The following is a 15,347-nucleotide window of genomic DNA, read 5'->3' as shown; positions in this document are numbered from 1 at the left end:
TGTCCCGCGCGGGCCGGGCGGCGCGTCCGGCGCTCAGACCAGGGAGTCGCGCCACTGCCGGTGCAGCGCCGCGTACCGGCCGTCGGTGCCGGCCAGCCGGTCCGGTGGGCCGTCCTCCACGATCCGGCCGTCGTCGAGGACCAACACCCGGTCGGCGGTCTCCACGGTGGACAGGCGGTGCGCGATCACCAGCGCGGTCCGGTCCCGCAGCACGGTGGCGAGCGCCCGCTGCACCAGCCGCTCCGTGGGCACGTCGAGCGACGACGTCGCCTCGTCCAGGACCAGCACCCGGGGGTCGGCGAGGAACGCCCGGGCGAACGCCACGAGCTGACGTTGCCCGGCCGAGAGCCGGCCGCCGCGCCGCCGCACCTGCGTGTCGTACCCGTCGGGCAGTGCGGCGATGAAGTCGTGCGCGCCGATCGCCCGTGCGGCGGCCCGCACCGCCGCGTCGTCCGCGCCCGGCCGGCCGAACCGGATGTTCTCCGCCACGGAGCCGCTGAACAGGTGGTTCTCCTGGGTGACCAGCACGACCGCCCGGCGCAGCTCGGCGTCGGCCAGGTCCCGCAGGTCGACCCGGTCCAGGTGGACCGTGCCGGCGTCCGGGTCGTGGAAGCGGGCCAGCAGCTTGGCGATCGTCGACTTGCCCGCGCCCGTCGGGCCGACCAGCGCGACGGTCTGCCCGGCCGGCACGGTCAGGTCCAGGCCGGTCAGGATCGGCGCGTCGGCCCGGTACCCGAACGAGACCGACCGGAACTCCACCGCCCCCCGCCCCGGGCCGTCGGGCAGCGGCGTCGGGCGGGCCGGCTCGGCCACCGCAGGCCGCTCGTCGAGCACCCCGGCCAGCTTCTCCAGCGCCGCCGTCGCCGACTGGAGCGAGTTGTAGAACTGGCTCAGCTCCTGCATCGGCTCGAAGAACCGGCGCAGGTACAGCAGGAACGCGGCGAGCACCCCCACCTCCATCCCGCCGCCGAGCACCCGGGTCCCGCCGTAGCCGAGCACCACCGCCACCGTCACGTTGCCGATCACCTTGATCCCCGGCGAGTACGTGGCGATCAGCCGGAACGCGTGCAGGCTGGTCCGCCGGTAGTCGTCGTTGACGGCGGCGAAGATCCGCTGGTTGCGCGGCTCCCGCCGGTACGCCTGCACCGCGCGGATGCCGCGCAGCGACTCGACGAAGTGGACGATCAGCAGCGCCACCGCCTCCCGGGTCCGCCGGTACGCCCCGGCCGACGCGCGGGCGAACCAGCGGGACAGCCAGAACAGGAACGGGAACGCCAGCAGGGTCACCGCGGCCAGTGGCGCGTCCAGCCAGAGCAGGATGCCGGCCACGGACAGGATGGACAGGGCGGCTAGGACGAGGCTGTCCACGCCGCCGTCGACCAGTTCGGCGATGGAGTCCAGGTCGCTGGTGAGCCGGGAGATCATCCGGCCCGAGGTGTAGCGCTCGTGGAAGCCGACGGACAGCCGCAGGAAGTGGCCGTACACCCGCTGCCGCAGCTCCAGCAGGACGGCCTGGCCGATCCGGGTGGAGAGGGCGAGGAAGCCGCGCCGGGCCGCGTACTCGGTCAGCGCGGCGGCGGCGAAGGCCCCGGCGATCGCGACGAGCGGCCCGCTGTCCCCGGCTCGCAGCGGACCGATCGCCCGGTCGATGCCGAGCATCACCAGGTACGGCCCGGACATGGCGGCGGCGTTCTGCGCCAGCAGCAGCCCGACGGCCGCCCCGAGCCGGCGCCGGTGCGGGCGCAGCAGGTCCCGCAGCAGGGCGCGGCTGCGGGCGCGCAGCCGGGCGAGCGCCTCGGGCGTCGCCTCCTCCGCCCGGCTGCGGTCCGCCTCCGGGTCGGTGGCCCGCCCCCGCCACCGGTCCAGGTCCGGCGCGCTCCGGGCCTGCTGTTCCGGTGCGCCCAGCCCCCGCCGGCCGGTCGCGCCCGGCGGACTGCCCGGCCCGTCGACGGGCTCGTCCTCGGGGTGGCGGACCGTGGGGTCGACGGCGGTCACGACAGCACCAGCCCCCGTTCGTCCGGGGCGGCGGAGAGGACCGCCCGGTACGCCGGCACCTCGGCCAGCAGCCGCGAGTGGGTGCCGATCGCCGTGATCCGGCCCCGCTCCAGCAGCGCGACCCGGTCGGCCAGCGCCACGGTCGACGGCCGGTGCACCACGAGCAGCGCGGTGGTGTCCCGCAGCACCCGCCGCAGCGCCGTCTCCACCAGTGCCTCGGTGTGCACGTCGAGGGCGGACAGCGGGTCGTCGAGCACCAGCAGCGCGGGCCGGCCGAGCACCGCCCGGGCCAGCGCCAGCCGCTGCCGCTGCCCGCCGGAGAGGGTGAGCCCCTGCTCACCGACCCGGGTGGCCAGTCCCCACGGCAGCTCGTACACGAAGTCGGCCTGGGCCAGCGCGAGCGCCGCCCGGACGTCGTCCTCGCCGGCGTCCGGGCGGCCCAGGGTGAGGTTCTCCCACACCGACATGGAGAACAGCGTCGGCTCCTCGAAGGCCACCCCGACCAGCCGGCGCAGCGAGGCCAGCCGCAACTCGCGCAGGTCGTGGCCGTCCAGGGTGATCCGCCCGCCGGTCACCTCGTGCAGCCGGGGGACCAGGGAGAGCAGGGTGCTCTTGCCGGTGCCGGTCGCGCCGACCAGGGCCAGGGTCTCGCCCGGCTCGACGGTCAGGTCGATCTCCCGCAGCACCGGAGCGGGGGTGCCCGGGTAGTGGAACGACACCCGGTCGAAGACCAGCCGGCCGTGGACCGCCGGCCGGGCCAGCGTGACCGCGCCCGGCGCGTCGACGATGGAGGGCCGGGTGTCCAGCACCTCCTGGATGCGGTCGGCGGCGGTCGCCGCCTCCTGCCCGTTGGCGATGATCCAGCCGAGCGACTGCACCGGCCAGATCAGCATCAGTTGCAGGCTGACGAAGGCGACCAGCTCGCCGATGGTGAGCACACCCCGGGCGGCGGCGACCGCCCCGGCGACCAGCACCACGCCGAGGGTCAGGTTCGGCACCAGGTCGAACAGCGCGGAGGTGCGGGCCAGCAGCCGCCCCTTGGCCACCCCGGTGTCGTGCAGCGCCCGGGCGCCGGCCGCGAACCGGCTGGCCAGCTCGGGCCCCCGGCCGTACGCCTTCATGGTGCGCAGCCCCTGCGCGGTCTCCTCGACCAGCGTGGCCACGTCGCCCTGCTGGTCCTGCATCCGGCGCGACGCGCTGTGGTAGTACCGCCCGAACCGGCGGCTGATCAGGAACAGCGGCACGGCGCTGGCCGCGACCAGCGCACCCAGCGCGGGGTGCAGCCGGATCAGCAGCACCACCACGGCGGCGTACGTCACCAGGTTGAGCACCAGGAACAGCAGGCCGAAGGAGAGGAACCGGCGGATCACCGACAGGTCGCTGGTGACCCGCGAGAGCAACTGCCCGGTCTGCCACCGGTCGTGGAAGCCGGGCGGCAGCCGTTGCAGGTGGGCGTAGACGTCGGCGCGGATCGCCGCCTCCATGCCCACCGACGACGAGGACTGCGTCCACCGGCGGATGAAGATCAGCAGTGCCTCGGCCAGGCCGAGCAGCAGGGCCAGGCCACCGAGCCGGACCAGGCCGGCCGGGTCGTGCCGGGCGATCGGGCCGTCGACCACCCGCTGCACCACGAGCGGCACGGCGAGGCTCGCGCCGGTGGCAGCCAGCGCCGCCGCCAGCAGCCAGCAGAACTGGACGGCGTACGGGCGCAGGTAGGGGCGCAACCGCCAGAGGTTGCGCAGCGGGCGAGCGCGGTCGGCCGCCCGTGCCGGGTCGCCGTCGCTCTCGGCAGGCACCAACCGACGGTAGCGTCAAACGGGACTGTCGCCGCTGTCAGCTTTCAGCACGTCCGAACCCCGGCCCCCGGCCAGTCCGCCGGCCGCTCACCGCCCGGCGGATGCCTCGTGGGCGAGCAGCCACCGCTTCACGTCCAGCCCCCAGCGGTAGCCGCCGAGGCCGCCGTCGGTGCGCAGCACCCGGTGACACGGGACGAACAGGGCGGCGGCGTTGCGCGCGCAGGCAGCCGCCGCGGCGCGGACCGCCGCCGGCCGACCGGCCAGCCCGGCGTACCCGGTGTAGGTGACCGGCCGGCCGGGCCCGACCTCGCGCAGCACCCGCCACGCGTGCGCCATGAACTCGCCGCCGGTGTGCTGCTCCACCGGCACCGTGTCGATCGCGGTCAGGTCTCCGTCGAGGTACGCGGTGACCGCCGCGGTGACCGGGCCGAGTTCCGCCCGCCGCCGCAGCGGCCCGCGCAGGCCGGAGTGCACCAGCGGCAGCAGCGTCTCCGGTTCGGGGGTGAAGCCGGCGGCCCGGACCGCGCCGTCGGGGCCGGTCAGGATGCTCAGCGGGCCGGTGGGGGTGTCCATGGCCGTGCCGTCGAGGGTGACGTTCATGCTGCTCTCCAGAGTCTGATCACCGCGTACGAGCGCCAGGGGCGCCAGCGTTCCGCGTACGCGTCGAGGGTCAACGGGGCGTCGGGGAGGCCGAGCGCGGCGGCACCGCGCCGCACGGCCACATCGGTGTGGAGCAGGACGTCGGGGTCGCCGAGGGCGCGCATGGCCACGTAGCCGGCCGTCCACGCGCCGATCCCGGGCACCCTGAGCAGCCGCCGCGCGGCCTCCTCCCGGTCCCCGCCCGGATCGAGGTCCAGCTCGCCGTCGACGACGGCCCGCGCCGCCGCCCGGATCGTCTCCCGCCGCCCCACCGGCATCCGGAACCCGCTGTCGGCGATCCTCAACACCTCCTCCGCCGCAGGAAATCCCCACCCCAACCGCCCCCGACCAGGCTCCCCGGGGTGATCAAGAAGTTCGTGTCCCGGAGGAGCGGCGGGGGGAGGGGGTGGGGGGAGGAGGCGGGTGAGGGTGGTTCGGGCCGAGGCGACCGAGACCTGTTGGCCGACGATCGCGCGGACCAGCATCTCGAAGCCGTCGACGGCGCGCGGGACGCGGATCCCGGGCTCCGCCGCCACCAGCGGGGCGAGGGCCGGGTCGGCGGCGAGCGTGCCGTCCACGGCGGCCGGGTCGGCGTCGAGGTCGAGCAGCCGGCGGCAGCGGGCCACCGCCGGGGCCAGGTCGCGCATGTCGGCCAGCCGCAGCGTGGCCGCCACGTGCCCGGCCGCCGGGGTCAGCGCCACCTCCGCGCCGCCGTGCGGCAGCCGCAACCCCCGGCGGTACGTCCCGTCGCGCACCTCCTCCACCCCGGGCAGGGCCCGCAGCGCGAGGAAGTCCAGCAGCGCCGCCGCGTGCAACGGCGGCCGGTACGCCAACCGCAGCGCGATCGTGCCCGGCCCGCCGACCACCGGTGCCCGTCCCCGGGCGTCGCGCAGCTCCGACGGGGCGGCGGCATAGACCTCGCGGACCGTGTCGTTGAACTGCCGGACGCTGCCGAACCCGGCCGCGAACGCGACCTCGGCCATCCCGAGCCCGGTCGTCTCGATCAGGATCCGGGCGGTCTGCGCGCGCTGCGCCCGGGCCAGCGCCAGGGGCCCGGCGCCCAGCTCGGCGCGCAGCATCCGGTGCAGGTGACGTTCGGTGTAGCCGAGCCGGGCGGCCAGGCCCGGCACGCCGTCCCGGTCGACCACCCCGTCGGCGATCAGCCGCATGGCCCGCCCCACCACGTCCGCCCGGACGTCCCACTGGGGCGAGCCCGGGGCGGCGTCCGGGCGGCAGCGGCGGCAGGCCCGCAGCCCGGCTCCCTGCGCGGCGGCGGCCGACGGGAAGAACCGGACGTTGCGCCGCTTGGGCGTCATCGCCGGGCAGGACGGCCGGCAGTAGATCCCGGTCGACGTCACGCCCGTGTAGAACCAGCCGTCGAATCGCTGGTCACGGCTGTCGACTGCCCGGTAGCACCGCTCGAAGTCCAAGTCCACGACACCGATACTGCCCCGCCGCCCGACCCTTCGGCTCGCGGAAATCGGACCTCGCCGTGGGGGTGATCAGGGCTACTCGCGACATCCCTTCACCTCAGCCGCCCATCCCGGCCCGGGAACGGATATCCGGGCCGAAAGTGTCGGTCGGTGCCGGTACGGTCCCCGCCACCAACTCAAGAAGGGTGCGGCGATGGCGAGCGTGGCCGGGCGAGGTGTCCGCTGATGCGGTCGGGGCAGGCGCGGCTCGACCGCACGGTGGTCCAGGGCTTCTACGACCGGATGCGGGCGGTCGCCCCGGCGGCGTACGGCGCGATGGAGCGGGACCGGGCCGGCGACCCGGGGCGGGCGTTCCGGGACACGGCCTGCGGCCGGCTCGCCGCGTCGCTCGACGCCGCGGGCCTGCGCGCCCTCGGCATGTGGGCGCACCACTGGTGCATGCGCTTCTACGACGACGACACCCGGGTGGGGCTGCGCCTGGTCCGGGAGATCGCCGGCTGCTCCGGGCTGGGCTGGACGGCCGACGAGGTGCGCTGGATGCTCGGCGAGTCCACGGCGGCCGGCCCGTCCGCCGCGTACCGGTTCACGCTGCCGGCCGCGGCGGCCCGCGAGCTGCCGCAGCCGGCCCGCGGTGAGTTCACGGCCCACGACCCGGCACGGCCGAGCCGAGCGAACCGCGCCGGTGCGAGGCGGGGCACAATGCCGGAATAAGGACCCCGAGGAGAGGACCGCCGTGGCCGCCAGCGAGCCGACCATCGTCGCCACCAGCATGGGCTTCTTCAGCCGCCGTCGCGGCCCGAACGATCTGCGCCCCGGGCCGGTGTTCGAGCTGGCCGCCGAGCTGGCCCAGGCCGGCCCCGAGCCGCGACTGTGCTACCTCGGCCAGGCCGTCGGCGACCGGGACGCCTCGATCGCCGCCGTCTACGCGGCGTTCGCCGGCACCCAATTCCGGTCGTTGCACCTCACCCGGTTCCGGGCGTCGCACCTGGCGCTGTTCCCGATGCCGAACGTCGACGACGTCCGGGCCCACCTGCTCGCCCAGGACGTGATCTGGGTCGGCGGCGGCAGCGTGGCCAACCTGTGCGCGGTGTGGCGGGCGCACGGCCTCGACGAGATCCTGCACGAGTGTTGGCAGGCCGGGGTGGTGCTGGCCGGAGTCTCGGCCGGCTCGATCTGCTGGCACCTCGGCGGCGCCACCGACAGCTTCGGCCCCCGGCTGCGCGGCTTCACCGACGGCCTGGGCTGGCTGCCGTACGGCAACGGGGTGCACTACGACAGCGAGGACCAGCGGCGACCGCTGATGCACGCGCTGGTCGCCGACGGCACGCTCCCGACCAGCCACTGCACCGACGACGGGGTCGGGCTGGTCTACCGGGGCACCCGGCTGGTCGAGGCGGTCGCCGACCGCGAGGGCGTCGCGGCGTACGAGGTCGCCCGGTCGGGGGACGGCGGGGTGCGGGAGACCCGGATCGAGCCGCGTCTGCTGAGCTGACCGTAGACGGCCGGTGCCGGCCGCGTAGACTGGCCGCCCGTGAGCCTCACCATCGGGATCGTCGGCCTGCCCAACGTCGGCAAGAGCACCCTGTTCAATGCGCTGACCAAGAACGACGTGCTCGCGGCGAACTACCCGTTCGCCACGATCGAGCCCAACGTCGGCGTCGTCGGGCTGCCGGACGAGCGGCTGAACAAGCTGGCCGAGATCTTCTCCTCGCAGAAGGTGCTGCCGGCGCCGGTGTCGTTCGTCGACATCGCCGGCCTGGTCCGGGGCGCGTCGAAGGGGCAGGGCCGGGGCAACGCGTTCCTGGCGAACATCCGCGACGCGTCCGCGATCTGCCAGGTGGTGCGGGCCTTCTCCGACCCGAACGTGGTGCACGTCGACGGCAAGGTCTCCCCGGCCGACGACATCGAGACGATCAACACCGAGCTGATCCTGGCCGACCTCCAGACCCTGGAGAAGGCGCTGCCCCGGCTGGAGAAGGAGGCCAAGCTCCGCAAGGACCGGGCCGCCGCCGTGGCCGCCGCGAAGCAGGCCGTCGAGGTTCTCGACGGCGGCACCACGCTGTACGCGGGCGCCGCCGCCGCGAAGATCGAGCTGGAGCACCTCCGCGAGCTGCACCTGCTCACCACCAAGCCCTTCCTGTACGTCTTCAACGTCGACGAGGCCGAGCTGGCCAACGCCGAGTTCCTCGACGAGCTGCGTGCCCTGGTCGCCCCGGCCGAGGCCGTCTTCATGGACGCCAAGATCGAGTCCGAGTTGGTGGACCTGCCCGAGGAGGAGGCCCGTGAGCTGCTGGAGTCGATCGGTCAGGCCGAGCCCGGCCTCAACCAGCTCGTCCGGATCGGCTTCCGCACGCTCGGGCTCCAGACGTACCTGACGGCGGGGCCGAAGGAGTCGCGGGCCTGGACCGTCCCGGTCGGGGCGACCGCCCCGGAGGCCGCGGGGGTCATCCACTCCGACTTCCAGCGCGGCTTCATCAAGGCCGAGGTGGTCTCCTTCGACGACCTGGTCGCGGCCGGATCGATGGCGGCGGCGAAGGCGGCCGGCAAGGTCCGCATCGAGGGCAAGGAGTACGTCATGCAGGACGGCGACGTTGTGGAGTTCCGCTTCAACGTCTGAATCCGACCTGTTTGCGCAGCTCACGCGCATGTTCCTTCGCTCGGGGGCACATCCGGGGCGCAACCCCAAGCGGTCATCGAGCGCCCGCCGGGTACGTTCCTCGGAGTCCGGCATCAGGTGGCCGTACGTCGACAGGACCAGGGTCGTGTTCTCGTGCCCCAGCCGTTCGGCCACCACGATGACCGACTCACCCTGCATGAGCAGTACCGATTGGTGGGACCTTGTCGACCAGGGGCAGCAGTTGGGTGACGTCGTGGCGGTTGCCGCCGGTCAAGCTCGCGGCGAGGGGGATGCCGCCCGCGTCGGTGATGATGTGGTGTTTCGAGCCCGGCTTGCGGCGGTCGACCGGGCTCGGACCTGTTTTGGGCTGCCCTTGAGCGCCCGAATGTGGGTGCCGTCGATCACCGCCCTCGACATGTCGAGTTGCCCGGCGGCCCGGAGCTTGCCCAGCAGCACCTCGTGCAGGTGTTGCCACACGCCCGCGTCGTTCCAGTCCCGCAACCTGCGCCAGCAGGTCATCCCCGACCCGAACCCGAGTTCCTGGGGCAGGTACTCCCACGGGATCGCGGTGTGCAGCACGAACAAGATCCCGCACAACACCTTGCGGTCATCCAGCGGCTTACGTCCCGGGTAGCGGCGCCGGCGAGGGGGCCGCGGCGGCAGCAGCGGTTCGATCTCGGCCCAGAGTTCATCCGAGACGACCCACGGCGGCTGCTGACCCCTCCTCACGTTCAGACAGAACGATCCTCACGTCCAGCCAGTTACGCCCAGCATCATTTAGTTAGGAGTTCTAAGGCGTGACTGATCGCCCTGTCGCCCTGGGCGCCAACCGTCAGCACCGGTCCGGCCGGATGTAGTCGCCACACCAAGCCGGAGCCTTGACTGCCCAGGGCCTCCGTGCCGCTGCGCGGTGGGGCAAGTAACCGCCGTCAGGCGGCCCAGAACACCGTGCATTGATTGTTTCGGGCAGCGGCGTCGAAAAACTCGACGAGGGCCCGGTAGTACGCGGCCAGGTGTTCAGTGATCCACGGCAGGATATCGCTGACGTACCGTGACTGTTTCTTATTCAAGGGGCCGCGGTACTCGGCCGTCAGCGCCGCATGCACGTGGGGCGCCAGCACGTCGAACGGCGTCGACATGAGGTGGACAGCGGCCTGCGCGACTTGTTCAGGTGTGAGTGAACGCGAGTCCCCGTCCTGGCCCCAGGCCGTTCGTTCGTCGGGGAAGAATGATCCGGCGGTAATCGGGTTAATCGGGAAATGTGCCGCGTCAATGAGGAAAGCGAGTCTGCTCCAGGTTCGATCCAGATCCAGCCGGCAGCCCGGTTCGTCGAAATCCGCAAGTTGCGAATACGCGTCGACTGAGGGCATCGTTCGGAATTCTTCCAACTGCTCCGGGCTCAGCCGCGCAAAGTCGCCCAAGACGCTCATAATGAATTTCCTATCTACCAACCGGCAGTGTCGGGTCAGGTGATCAAGCCTATGTCCACCGACGAGAGCGAACAGCTCGGGGATCGCATCCGGAGGGCTAGGCGATGAAGGGCGCACCGGCGAGCGTGCCGGATCGGCGGTGTATCCGATCCGGCCGCGTCGATGAACGTGCTGAGGGTGGTGACGTGTCTGGTCTGCCGAACTGCACGCATGTCCGGGACGAACTCTGCGCCCCGGCGCGAGCAGCAGTAGCGCCTGGAAGGTAGCCCTCGATGTATCTACAAGATCATCGGGCACAGATCCGGCACAACTGAGCCCGAAAAGCCGTGTAAAACGTCGAGAAGCGCTGAGGACTCCAGCCCTGGTCAGGGGCCAGATCTGTCCGTTTGCAGACGATCTCTACCCGGCCTACGGTATTAGGGGTTCAAGTCCCGCTGCGCGGCCTGGCGCTCGGGCGGAGCAAACTGCTCCACTGAAGGGATGCGTGCCCGTCTTCTCCTCTACGTCGCCTTGCTGGCTGGAGGCGTGATGACGGCAGGGACTGGACTCATGGTCGCCTTAGGACACGTCGAGCAGCCAGGGCCGTTCAACGAGGCGATGTTGGGCGCGGTGGGCGGGGGAATGATCGGGGCAGGTTTCCGCCGTTGGAGGAAGTACCACTCCTCGGGCTTGGGGCACACACGGGGCACAAGACAGCGTGAAACGTCGGCAACCAACCGCCAATGACGTGAGCCCACGACGGGACGTGACCAGCGTGCCGGCTAGACATCCGCAGATCACGGGAGAGCGGGCCTAAGTTCCGCTTCAACGTCTGAATCCGCTTCAACGTCCGAATCGCCCCAGCTTCTGCATACGCTCCGACACCGCCTGCACACTCTTCGGGCGGGTGGGGGCGAACGGCGGCCGTCTCCTCGACCAACTCGTACCGGGCTGATCGACAGGTCAGGCGGTGCGCTGCATGATGGCGTGATGCGAACACGGCTGCTCTTCGTCCGACACGGCGAGTCGGTGCACCGCGTCGATGGTGTCGTGGGTGGCCCGCACGGCTGCCGGGGACTGACCGACGCGGGCCACCACCAGGCACACCGGCTCGCCGGCCGGCTCGCCGACGAACTGTCTGCCGCCGGCCCCGTGGCCGTCTACTCGTCCGTGCTGCGCCGGGCGGTGGAGACCGCGTGGCCCATCGCCGGGGCGTTGGGCGTCAGCCCGGTGGCGGACTGCGGACTGTGCGCCTGGCACACCCCGCCGTACGCCGACGGGTTGTCGGCGACCCGGTTCCAGACCGACCACGCGACGGCGGGCGGTGGGGTGTTCCGGCCGTTCGAGGAGGGCAACGAGACCTGGGCGGAGTTGGTCGTGAGGGTCAGTCGCGCGATCATGGATATCGCGCACCGGCACCGGGGCGGCACCGTCGTGCTGGTCGGGCACACCGAGACGGTCGAGGGCTCCTTCCACGCCCTCGCCGCCCAGCCGATGTTCAGGGCGTTCGACGTGGCGGTGGCCAACGCTTCGATCACCGAGTGGACCACCGACGACGACCCCACCGGCTGGCCGCCGGCCCGATGGACCCTGCGCCGCTTCAGCGACGTCTCCTGACGCCCGGGCGGCGACCGATCCGCGCCGCCACGACCCCACTCGGCGGGGCATAGCTCCAGGACACCACCCGCCGACTCTCGATGTTGGACAGTTGTCGTTGCGGGGCGACGGTAAACGTCCAAGGTCTCCGACGGGGGCGGTTGGGGGCGGCGGGGGCAGCCGGGGAAGGCGGGGCAGCCGGAGGCGGCCGGGGAAGTCGGGGACGGCCGGGGGCGGCTGAAAGCGGCGGGGGCGGCGGGGCGTGGTTGGGTGTCGGCGTGGAGCTTGAGTTCGATGGTGGCGGGGTGCGGTTGGCGGCCACGCTGGACCTGCCGGTCGGCCCGGTCCGGGCCGGGCTGGTGATCCTGCACGCGGCCGAGGCCGGGCACCGGTCGTACTTCTGTTATGAGCACCTGGCCCGGGTGCTGCCCGGCGCGGGGATCGCGGTGCTGCGCTTCGACCGCCGGCCCCGGGTGGACGGCCACGACGTTCCGCTGGCCGACCAGGCCGCCGACGCGGCAGCGGCCATCGGTGTGCTGCGCCGGCAGGTCGGCGACGCGCCGGTCGGGCTGTGGGGGCTCAGTCAGGGCGCATGGTCGGCGCCGCTGGCCGCCGCGCTCCGCCCGGACCTGGTCGCCTTCCTCGTGCTCGTCTCCTCCAGCGGGGTCAGCCCCGCCGCCCAGATGCGCTACGGCACCGCCGAGCAGCTCCGCCGGAACGGCTACGGCGACGTCGACCTGACCGAGCTGGGCCGGGTGCGGGCCACGATGGAGGCGTACCTGCGGGGCGACCTCGACCGCGCGACCGCGCAGGCGGCCGTCGACCGGGCCGCCGAGCGCCCGTGGTTCCCGCTGGTCTACCTGCCGCGCGAGCTGCCCGACGAGCCGGGCACCTGGCGGGACATGGACTTCGACCCGGTCCCGGTGTTCGCCCGGGTGACCTGCCCGGTGCTGCTCTTCTACGGTACGACCGACGCGTGGGTCCCGATCGACGCCAGCGTCGCCGCCTGGCGGCGGGCCACCGCCGGGGCCGCCACCCCGCCCACCGTCTGCCGGCTGGACGGCTGCGACCACTATCCCACCCTGCACGAGGGCGAGGACCTCGACAGCATCAGCCCGCAGTACGAGGCCACGGTGCTGAGCTGGCTCGACGCCCTGCTGCCCGCCGGTCAGCGGACGGGGTCAGGCACGGCGTAACGCGTCCTCGACGCCGGTCTCCCGGCGGCCGAGGTGGGCCGGGTCGCGGCCCGACAGCAGGTCCACGGCGGCCTTCACGCAGGCGCCGTACTCGCGGGTGGAGCTGATCCGCCACGTCCGGTCGTACTCGCGGGCGGTCTCGTCGCCCACGCCGCTGGCGTCGACGCCGAGCCGCCGGCACACCGCCACGGCCCGGGGCAGGTGGAAGGACTGGGTCACCACCGTCGCCCGCTCCACCCCGAAGATCCGCTTCGCGCGGGCGCACGAGTCGTACGTGTCGAAGCCCGCGTAGTCCAGCACCACCTTCTCCGCCGGCACGCCCTGGTCGAGCAGCCAGCGCCGCATCGCGGTCGGCTCGTCGTAGTCCGGGTTCATGTTGTCGCCGGAGAGCAGGATGGCGCGCACCTTGCCGGCGGCGAGCAGCCGCCGCGCGATCTCCAGCCGGGCGGTGAGGAACGGCGACGGGGTCCCGTCGGGGTGGACCTTGGTGCCCAGCACCAGGGCGACCGGGGCGTCGGGGACGTCCCGCTCGGCGAAGATGTGTCCCTCCGCGCCGCCGCGGATCCACTGCACGCTGGCCACGGTGCCACCGGCCAGGAGCGCCGCGCCGACGACGGCCGCGACGACGACACGGCGCAGCCAGCGGGTACGCCTGCCGCCGGTCGAGCGCAGCCGACGGATCAGCGTGGAGAGTCGAACGCGCATCGGGCAAGTATTCCAGGGCGGCCTGACAACTGATCTTGCCCGCCACCTCCGGGGTGGTCAGTTGTGGGGGAGCGTCACCATGGCGTGGTGGAGCAGGGCGTGCGATTCCAGCGGAAGACCGGCGAGCTGCGCAAAACCTGCCTGGCGTGGGGCGTGCTCGGGGTGGCGGGCTGGGCGGCGGCGCAGGCGAAAGAGGCCAAGGCCGGCTACGACTGGCCCGCCACGGTCTCGTTCTACGAGCCCCTGACGTACCTCATGGTGCTGCTCGCCGTGGCGGCGTGGGTGTCGCTGCTGTGGCCGTTCCGGCTCGACGTCGGCGCGGACGGCCTGACCGTCCTCGCGAGGGGGTCCACCACCGTCCTGCCGTGGGCGTCGATCGAGTCGATCACCGTCGTCAAGGCCGGGGAGGGGTGGGCGAACCCGCCCCTGAAGATCCGGCTGGCCCCCGGGGTGCGGCTGGGGGGACGCTGGGCCACCAGGAAGGACGGCCGTCGCGTCTACACCCTGCTGGACATGGACGACTTCACGGTCCTGCCGGAGGGGGTGCTCGCCGTGCTCCAGCGGTACGGGGGAAGCCGGATCGGCGCGGAGGAGTACCTCCGCCACCGCCACGGCAAGCGGATGGTCGCCGCATGGCTCGCCGACCCGTCCGTGTTCGACCGCTACCGGCGCTCGGACTCCGACGAGAGTGATCGCTGATCCACCCCGTGGCGGCGTCGGTGCCGCCAGCGGGTCAGGACGGCGGGCGGGTCAGCTCGACTTCGTCGCCGGGCAGGACCTCCACGTCGCCCTCCGGGCCGCGTACCTCAAGGACCGGCACGCCCTCGTCGAGCTGCATGGCCCGGCGCTCGTTCACGCTGGGCACCCGCGCGATCACGGACGCCCCCGGCAACAACTCCACCCGCCGCCGCTCAGGTGCCTCCCGGACGACGGTGCCCCTGCTGCGATTGGTGGTGACGAGTCCTTCGGAGCGAAGGACCGAGATCGCCATCCGGACGGCGTCCCGTCCGATGCCGTACTCCTGCGTCAGTCGGGTTTCGCTGCCGACGGCCGAACCCGCCGGCAGAGCACCGGATTCGATCCGCTCCCGCAGCAGGTCGGCGAGCTGCACGTAGACGGGCGTGTGAGAACGCGGATCGATGGTCATGGCATCAGCGTGGTGGCCTCGTGGCCAGGGTGGCTTGTGGCTATGTGCCCATAAGGCCTTGATGCCTTATGGGCTTCATGCCTATAGTTCCAGTTGTGTTCGGTGTCTGGGCGGAAACGCTGAGGTGCACTGGCTCGACCGAGTGAGGCTGGTCCGATGTGGGGAGGGGTGGTTGGTGGTGCGCGGCTTCTTCAGGTGGTCCGGCGGGCCCGGGCGGGCGTCGTGGAGGCGCGGGGCGTCGTCCTGCCCGCGCTCCTCGACATCCGTGTCGCTGCTGCCCTGGCAGGTGCGGACGCAGCGGTTCCGGTCGGCCCGGCTCGGTCGACGTGGCCTGGACCCGGGGGAGGTGCAGGCGTTCATGGACCGGCTGGCCACCGAGCTGGCCGCCCACTACGACGCGCTGCGGGCGGCCCGGCTGGAGACGGCGCGGCTCGGCTGCGAGTTGCGGCGGCTGCGGGCCGAGCAGGCTCGCCGACCCAACGCTGGCCGGCACTGATGGCGGCCCGGGGGCGGTTCGTCATCCACCTGCCCGTCCTCGCCCCGGACCTGGTCGGCGCGGTGCGGCTCGCCCGGGTGGTGGCGCGCTGGGCGGGCATGCTCTCCTCGGCGGACCCGGGGGAGACCACCGTGTCGGCCGAGGACGAGCAGGGCGTACGGCATCGGGTCTTCTGCGACCTGCGCCTGCCGGGCGGTCGGCGCTGCCTGCTCAGGGCCGACCACGACGGCCCCTGCACCCGCCGGCCGAGCCGCTGACCCTCGGCGGACGGGCACGCCGGCAGCGCGCAGCCAGGCCGGCGGCGGTTCGGGCCGCGCC

General features: G+C 73.0%; 15 protein-coding genes and 1 pseudogene. 8 read left to right on the top strand and 8 right to left on the bottom strand.

Going from position 1 to position 15,347, the window contains the following annotated elements; translation table 11 throughout:
• Positions 1–33 precede the first annotated feature (33 nt).
• The 4 genes from GVV04_RS06710 to GVV04_RS06695 all read right to left on the bottom strand — a co-directional run bounded on the left by GVV04_RS06710 (position 34) and on the right by GVV04_RS06695 (position 5,866).
• The gene (locus tag GVV04_RS06710) at positions 34–1,905 is read right to left on the bottom strand and encodes an ABC transporter ATP-binding protein (protein ID WP_161686738.1); all 1,872 of its coding nucleotides are present in this window, start codon (positions 1,903–1,905) and stop codon (positions 34–36) included.
• 86 nt (positions 1,906–1,991) lie between these two features.
• Positions 1,992–3,791, bottom strand: coding sequence for an ABC transporter ATP-binding protein (locus GVV04_RS06705; RefSeq protein ID WP_161685654.1), 1,800 nt, complete (start codon positions 3,789–3,791; stop codon positions 1,992–1,994).
• An 87-nt stretch (positions 3,792–3,878) separates the two neighbouring features.
• Positions 3,879–4,391: a methylated-DNA--[protein]-cysteine S-methyltransferase gene (locus GVV04_RS06700; protein WP_161685652.1), complete on the bottom strand. Its 513-nt coding sequence runs from the start codon at positions 4,389–4,391 to the stop codon at positions 3,879–3,881.
• Positions 4,388–5,866, bottom strand: a complete 1,479-nt coding sequence (locus tag GVV04_RS06695) for an AlkA N-terminal domain-containing protein (protein WP_161685650.1) — start codon at positions 5,864–5,866, stop codon at positions 4,388–4,390. Before GVV04_RS06695 ends, GVV04_RS06700 begins: the two co-directional genes overlap by 4 nt.
• Positions 5,867–6,088: 222 nt before the next feature.
• On the opposite strand from GVV04_RS06695, the gene GVV04_RS06690 reads away from it, so the two are divergent.
• Genes GVV04_RS06690 through ychF form a run of 3 tightly spaced genes read left to right on the top strand, consistent with a single transcriptional unit; the run spans position 6,089 to position 8,480 of the window.
• On the top strand, positions 6,089–6,574 hold the full coding sequence (locus GVV04_RS06690) for a hypothetical protein (RefSeq protein ID WP_235965723.1): 486 nt from the start codon (positions 6,089–6,091) through the stop codon (positions 6,572–6,574).
• Positions 6,575–6,596: 22 nt separating this feature from the next.
• Complete coding sequence (locus tag GVV04_RS06685; protein ID WP_161685648.1) at positions 6,597–7,355, top strand: Type 1 glutamine amidotransferase-like domain-containing protein; 759 nt, start codon at positions 6,597–6,599, stop codon at positions 7,353–7,355.
• A 39-nt stretch (positions 7,356–7,394) separates the two neighbouring features.
• The gene (gene ychF, locus GVV04_RS06680) at positions 7,395–8,480 is read left to right on the top strand and encodes a redox-regulated ATPase YchF (RefSeq protein ID WP_161685646.1); all 1,086 of its coding nucleotides are present in this window, start codon (positions 7,395–7,397) and stop codon (positions 8,478–8,480) included.
• A gap of 208 nt (positions 8,481–8,688) precedes the next feature.
• Here the strand turns inward: ychF and GVV04_RS06675 are convergent.
• Together GVV04_RS06675 and GVV04_RS06670 are read right to left on the bottom strand one after the other, a co-directional pair.
• Positions 8,689–9,209, bottom strand: a pseudogene (locus tag GVV04_RS06675) (IS5 family transposase); the annotation flags it as partial.
• A 200-nt stretch (positions 9,210–9,409) separates the two neighbouring features.
• On the bottom strand, positions 9,410–9,910 hold the full coding sequence (locus tag GVV04_RS06670) for a DUF1877 family protein (RefSeq protein ID WP_161685644.1): 501 nt from the start codon (positions 9,908–9,910) through the stop codon (positions 9,410–9,412).
• Positions 9,911–10,879: 969 nt separating this feature from the next.
• Between GVV04_RS06670 and GVV04_RS06665 the strand changes: the two genes are divergently transcribed.
• Together GVV04_RS06665 and GVV04_RS06660 are read left to right on the top strand one after the other, a co-directional pair.
• Positions 10,880–11,506: a histidine phosphatase family protein gene (locus tag GVV04_RS06665; protein ID WP_161685642.1), complete on the top strand. Its 627-nt coding sequence runs from the start codon at positions 10,880–10,882 to the stop codon at positions 11,504–11,506.
• 257 nt (positions 11,507–11,763) lie between these two features.
• Positions 11,764–12,681 (top strand): alpha/beta hydrolase family protein, encoded by a 918-nt coding sequence (locus GVV04_RS06660; RefSeq protein WP_328822241.1) that lies wholly within the window; start codon positions 11,764–11,766, stop codon positions 12,679–12,681.
• Here GVV04_RS06660 and GVV04_RS06655 read toward each other — a convergent pair.
• Positions 12,667–13,386 carry a SanA/YdcF family protein gene (locus GVV04_RS06655; protein WP_161685640.1) on the bottom strand — a complete coding sequence of 240 codons (720 nt, stop codon included), beginning with the start codon at positions 13,384–13,386 and terminating at the stop codon, positions 12,667–12,669. The genes GVV04_RS06660 and GVV04_RS06655 overlap by 15 nt on opposite strands.
• A 99-nt stretch (positions 13,387–13,485) precedes the next feature.
• On the opposite strand from GVV04_RS06655, the gene GVV04_RS06650 reads away from it, so the two are divergent.
• Positions 13,486–14,085 carry a hypothetical protein gene (locus GVV04_RS06650; RefSeq protein WP_161685638.1) on the top strand — a complete coding sequence of 200 codons (600 nt, stop codon included), beginning with the start codon at positions 13,486–13,488 and terminating at the stop codon, positions 14,083–14,085.
• 34 nt (positions 14,086–14,119) lie between these two features.
• Here GVV04_RS06650 and GVV04_RS06645 read toward each other — a convergent pair whose 3' ends face one another.
• A complete protein-coding gene (locus tag GVV04_RS06645) occupies positions 14,120–14,533 on the bottom strand; it encodes a GntR family transcriptional regulator (protein ID WP_161685636.1) in 414 nt (137 codons plus the stop codon).
• Between the two features lie 178 nt (positions 14,534–14,711).
• Between GVV04_RS06645 and GVV04_RS32900 the strand changes: the two genes are divergently transcribed.
• Together GVV04_RS32900 and GVV04_RS06635 are read left to right on the top strand one after the other, a co-directional pair.
• Entirely contained in the window at positions 14,712–15,029 is a 318-nt protein-coding gene (locus GVV04_RS32900) for a DivIVA domain-containing protein (protein ID WP_407938764.1), read from the top strand.
• The gene (locus GVV04_RS06635) at positions 15,029–15,286 is read left to right on the top strand and encodes a hypothetical protein (protein ID WP_161685632.1); all 258 of its coding nucleotides are present in this window, start codon (positions 15,029–15,031) and stop codon (positions 15,284–15,286) included. Before GVV04_RS32900 ends, GVV04_RS06635 begins: the two co-directional genes overlap by 1 nt.
• Positions 15,287–15,347 lie beyond the last annotated feature (61 nt).

This window comes from Micromonospora rubida, from assembly GCF_009908295.1.
In the GTDB taxonomy this organism is placed as follows: Bacteria; Actinomycetota; Actinomycetes; order Mycobacteriales; family Micromonosporaceae; genus Micromonospora; species Micromonospora rubida.
The sequence above is the reverse complement of the archived record's forward strand: the minus strand, read 5'-3'. Positions and strand labels throughout refer to the sequence as shown.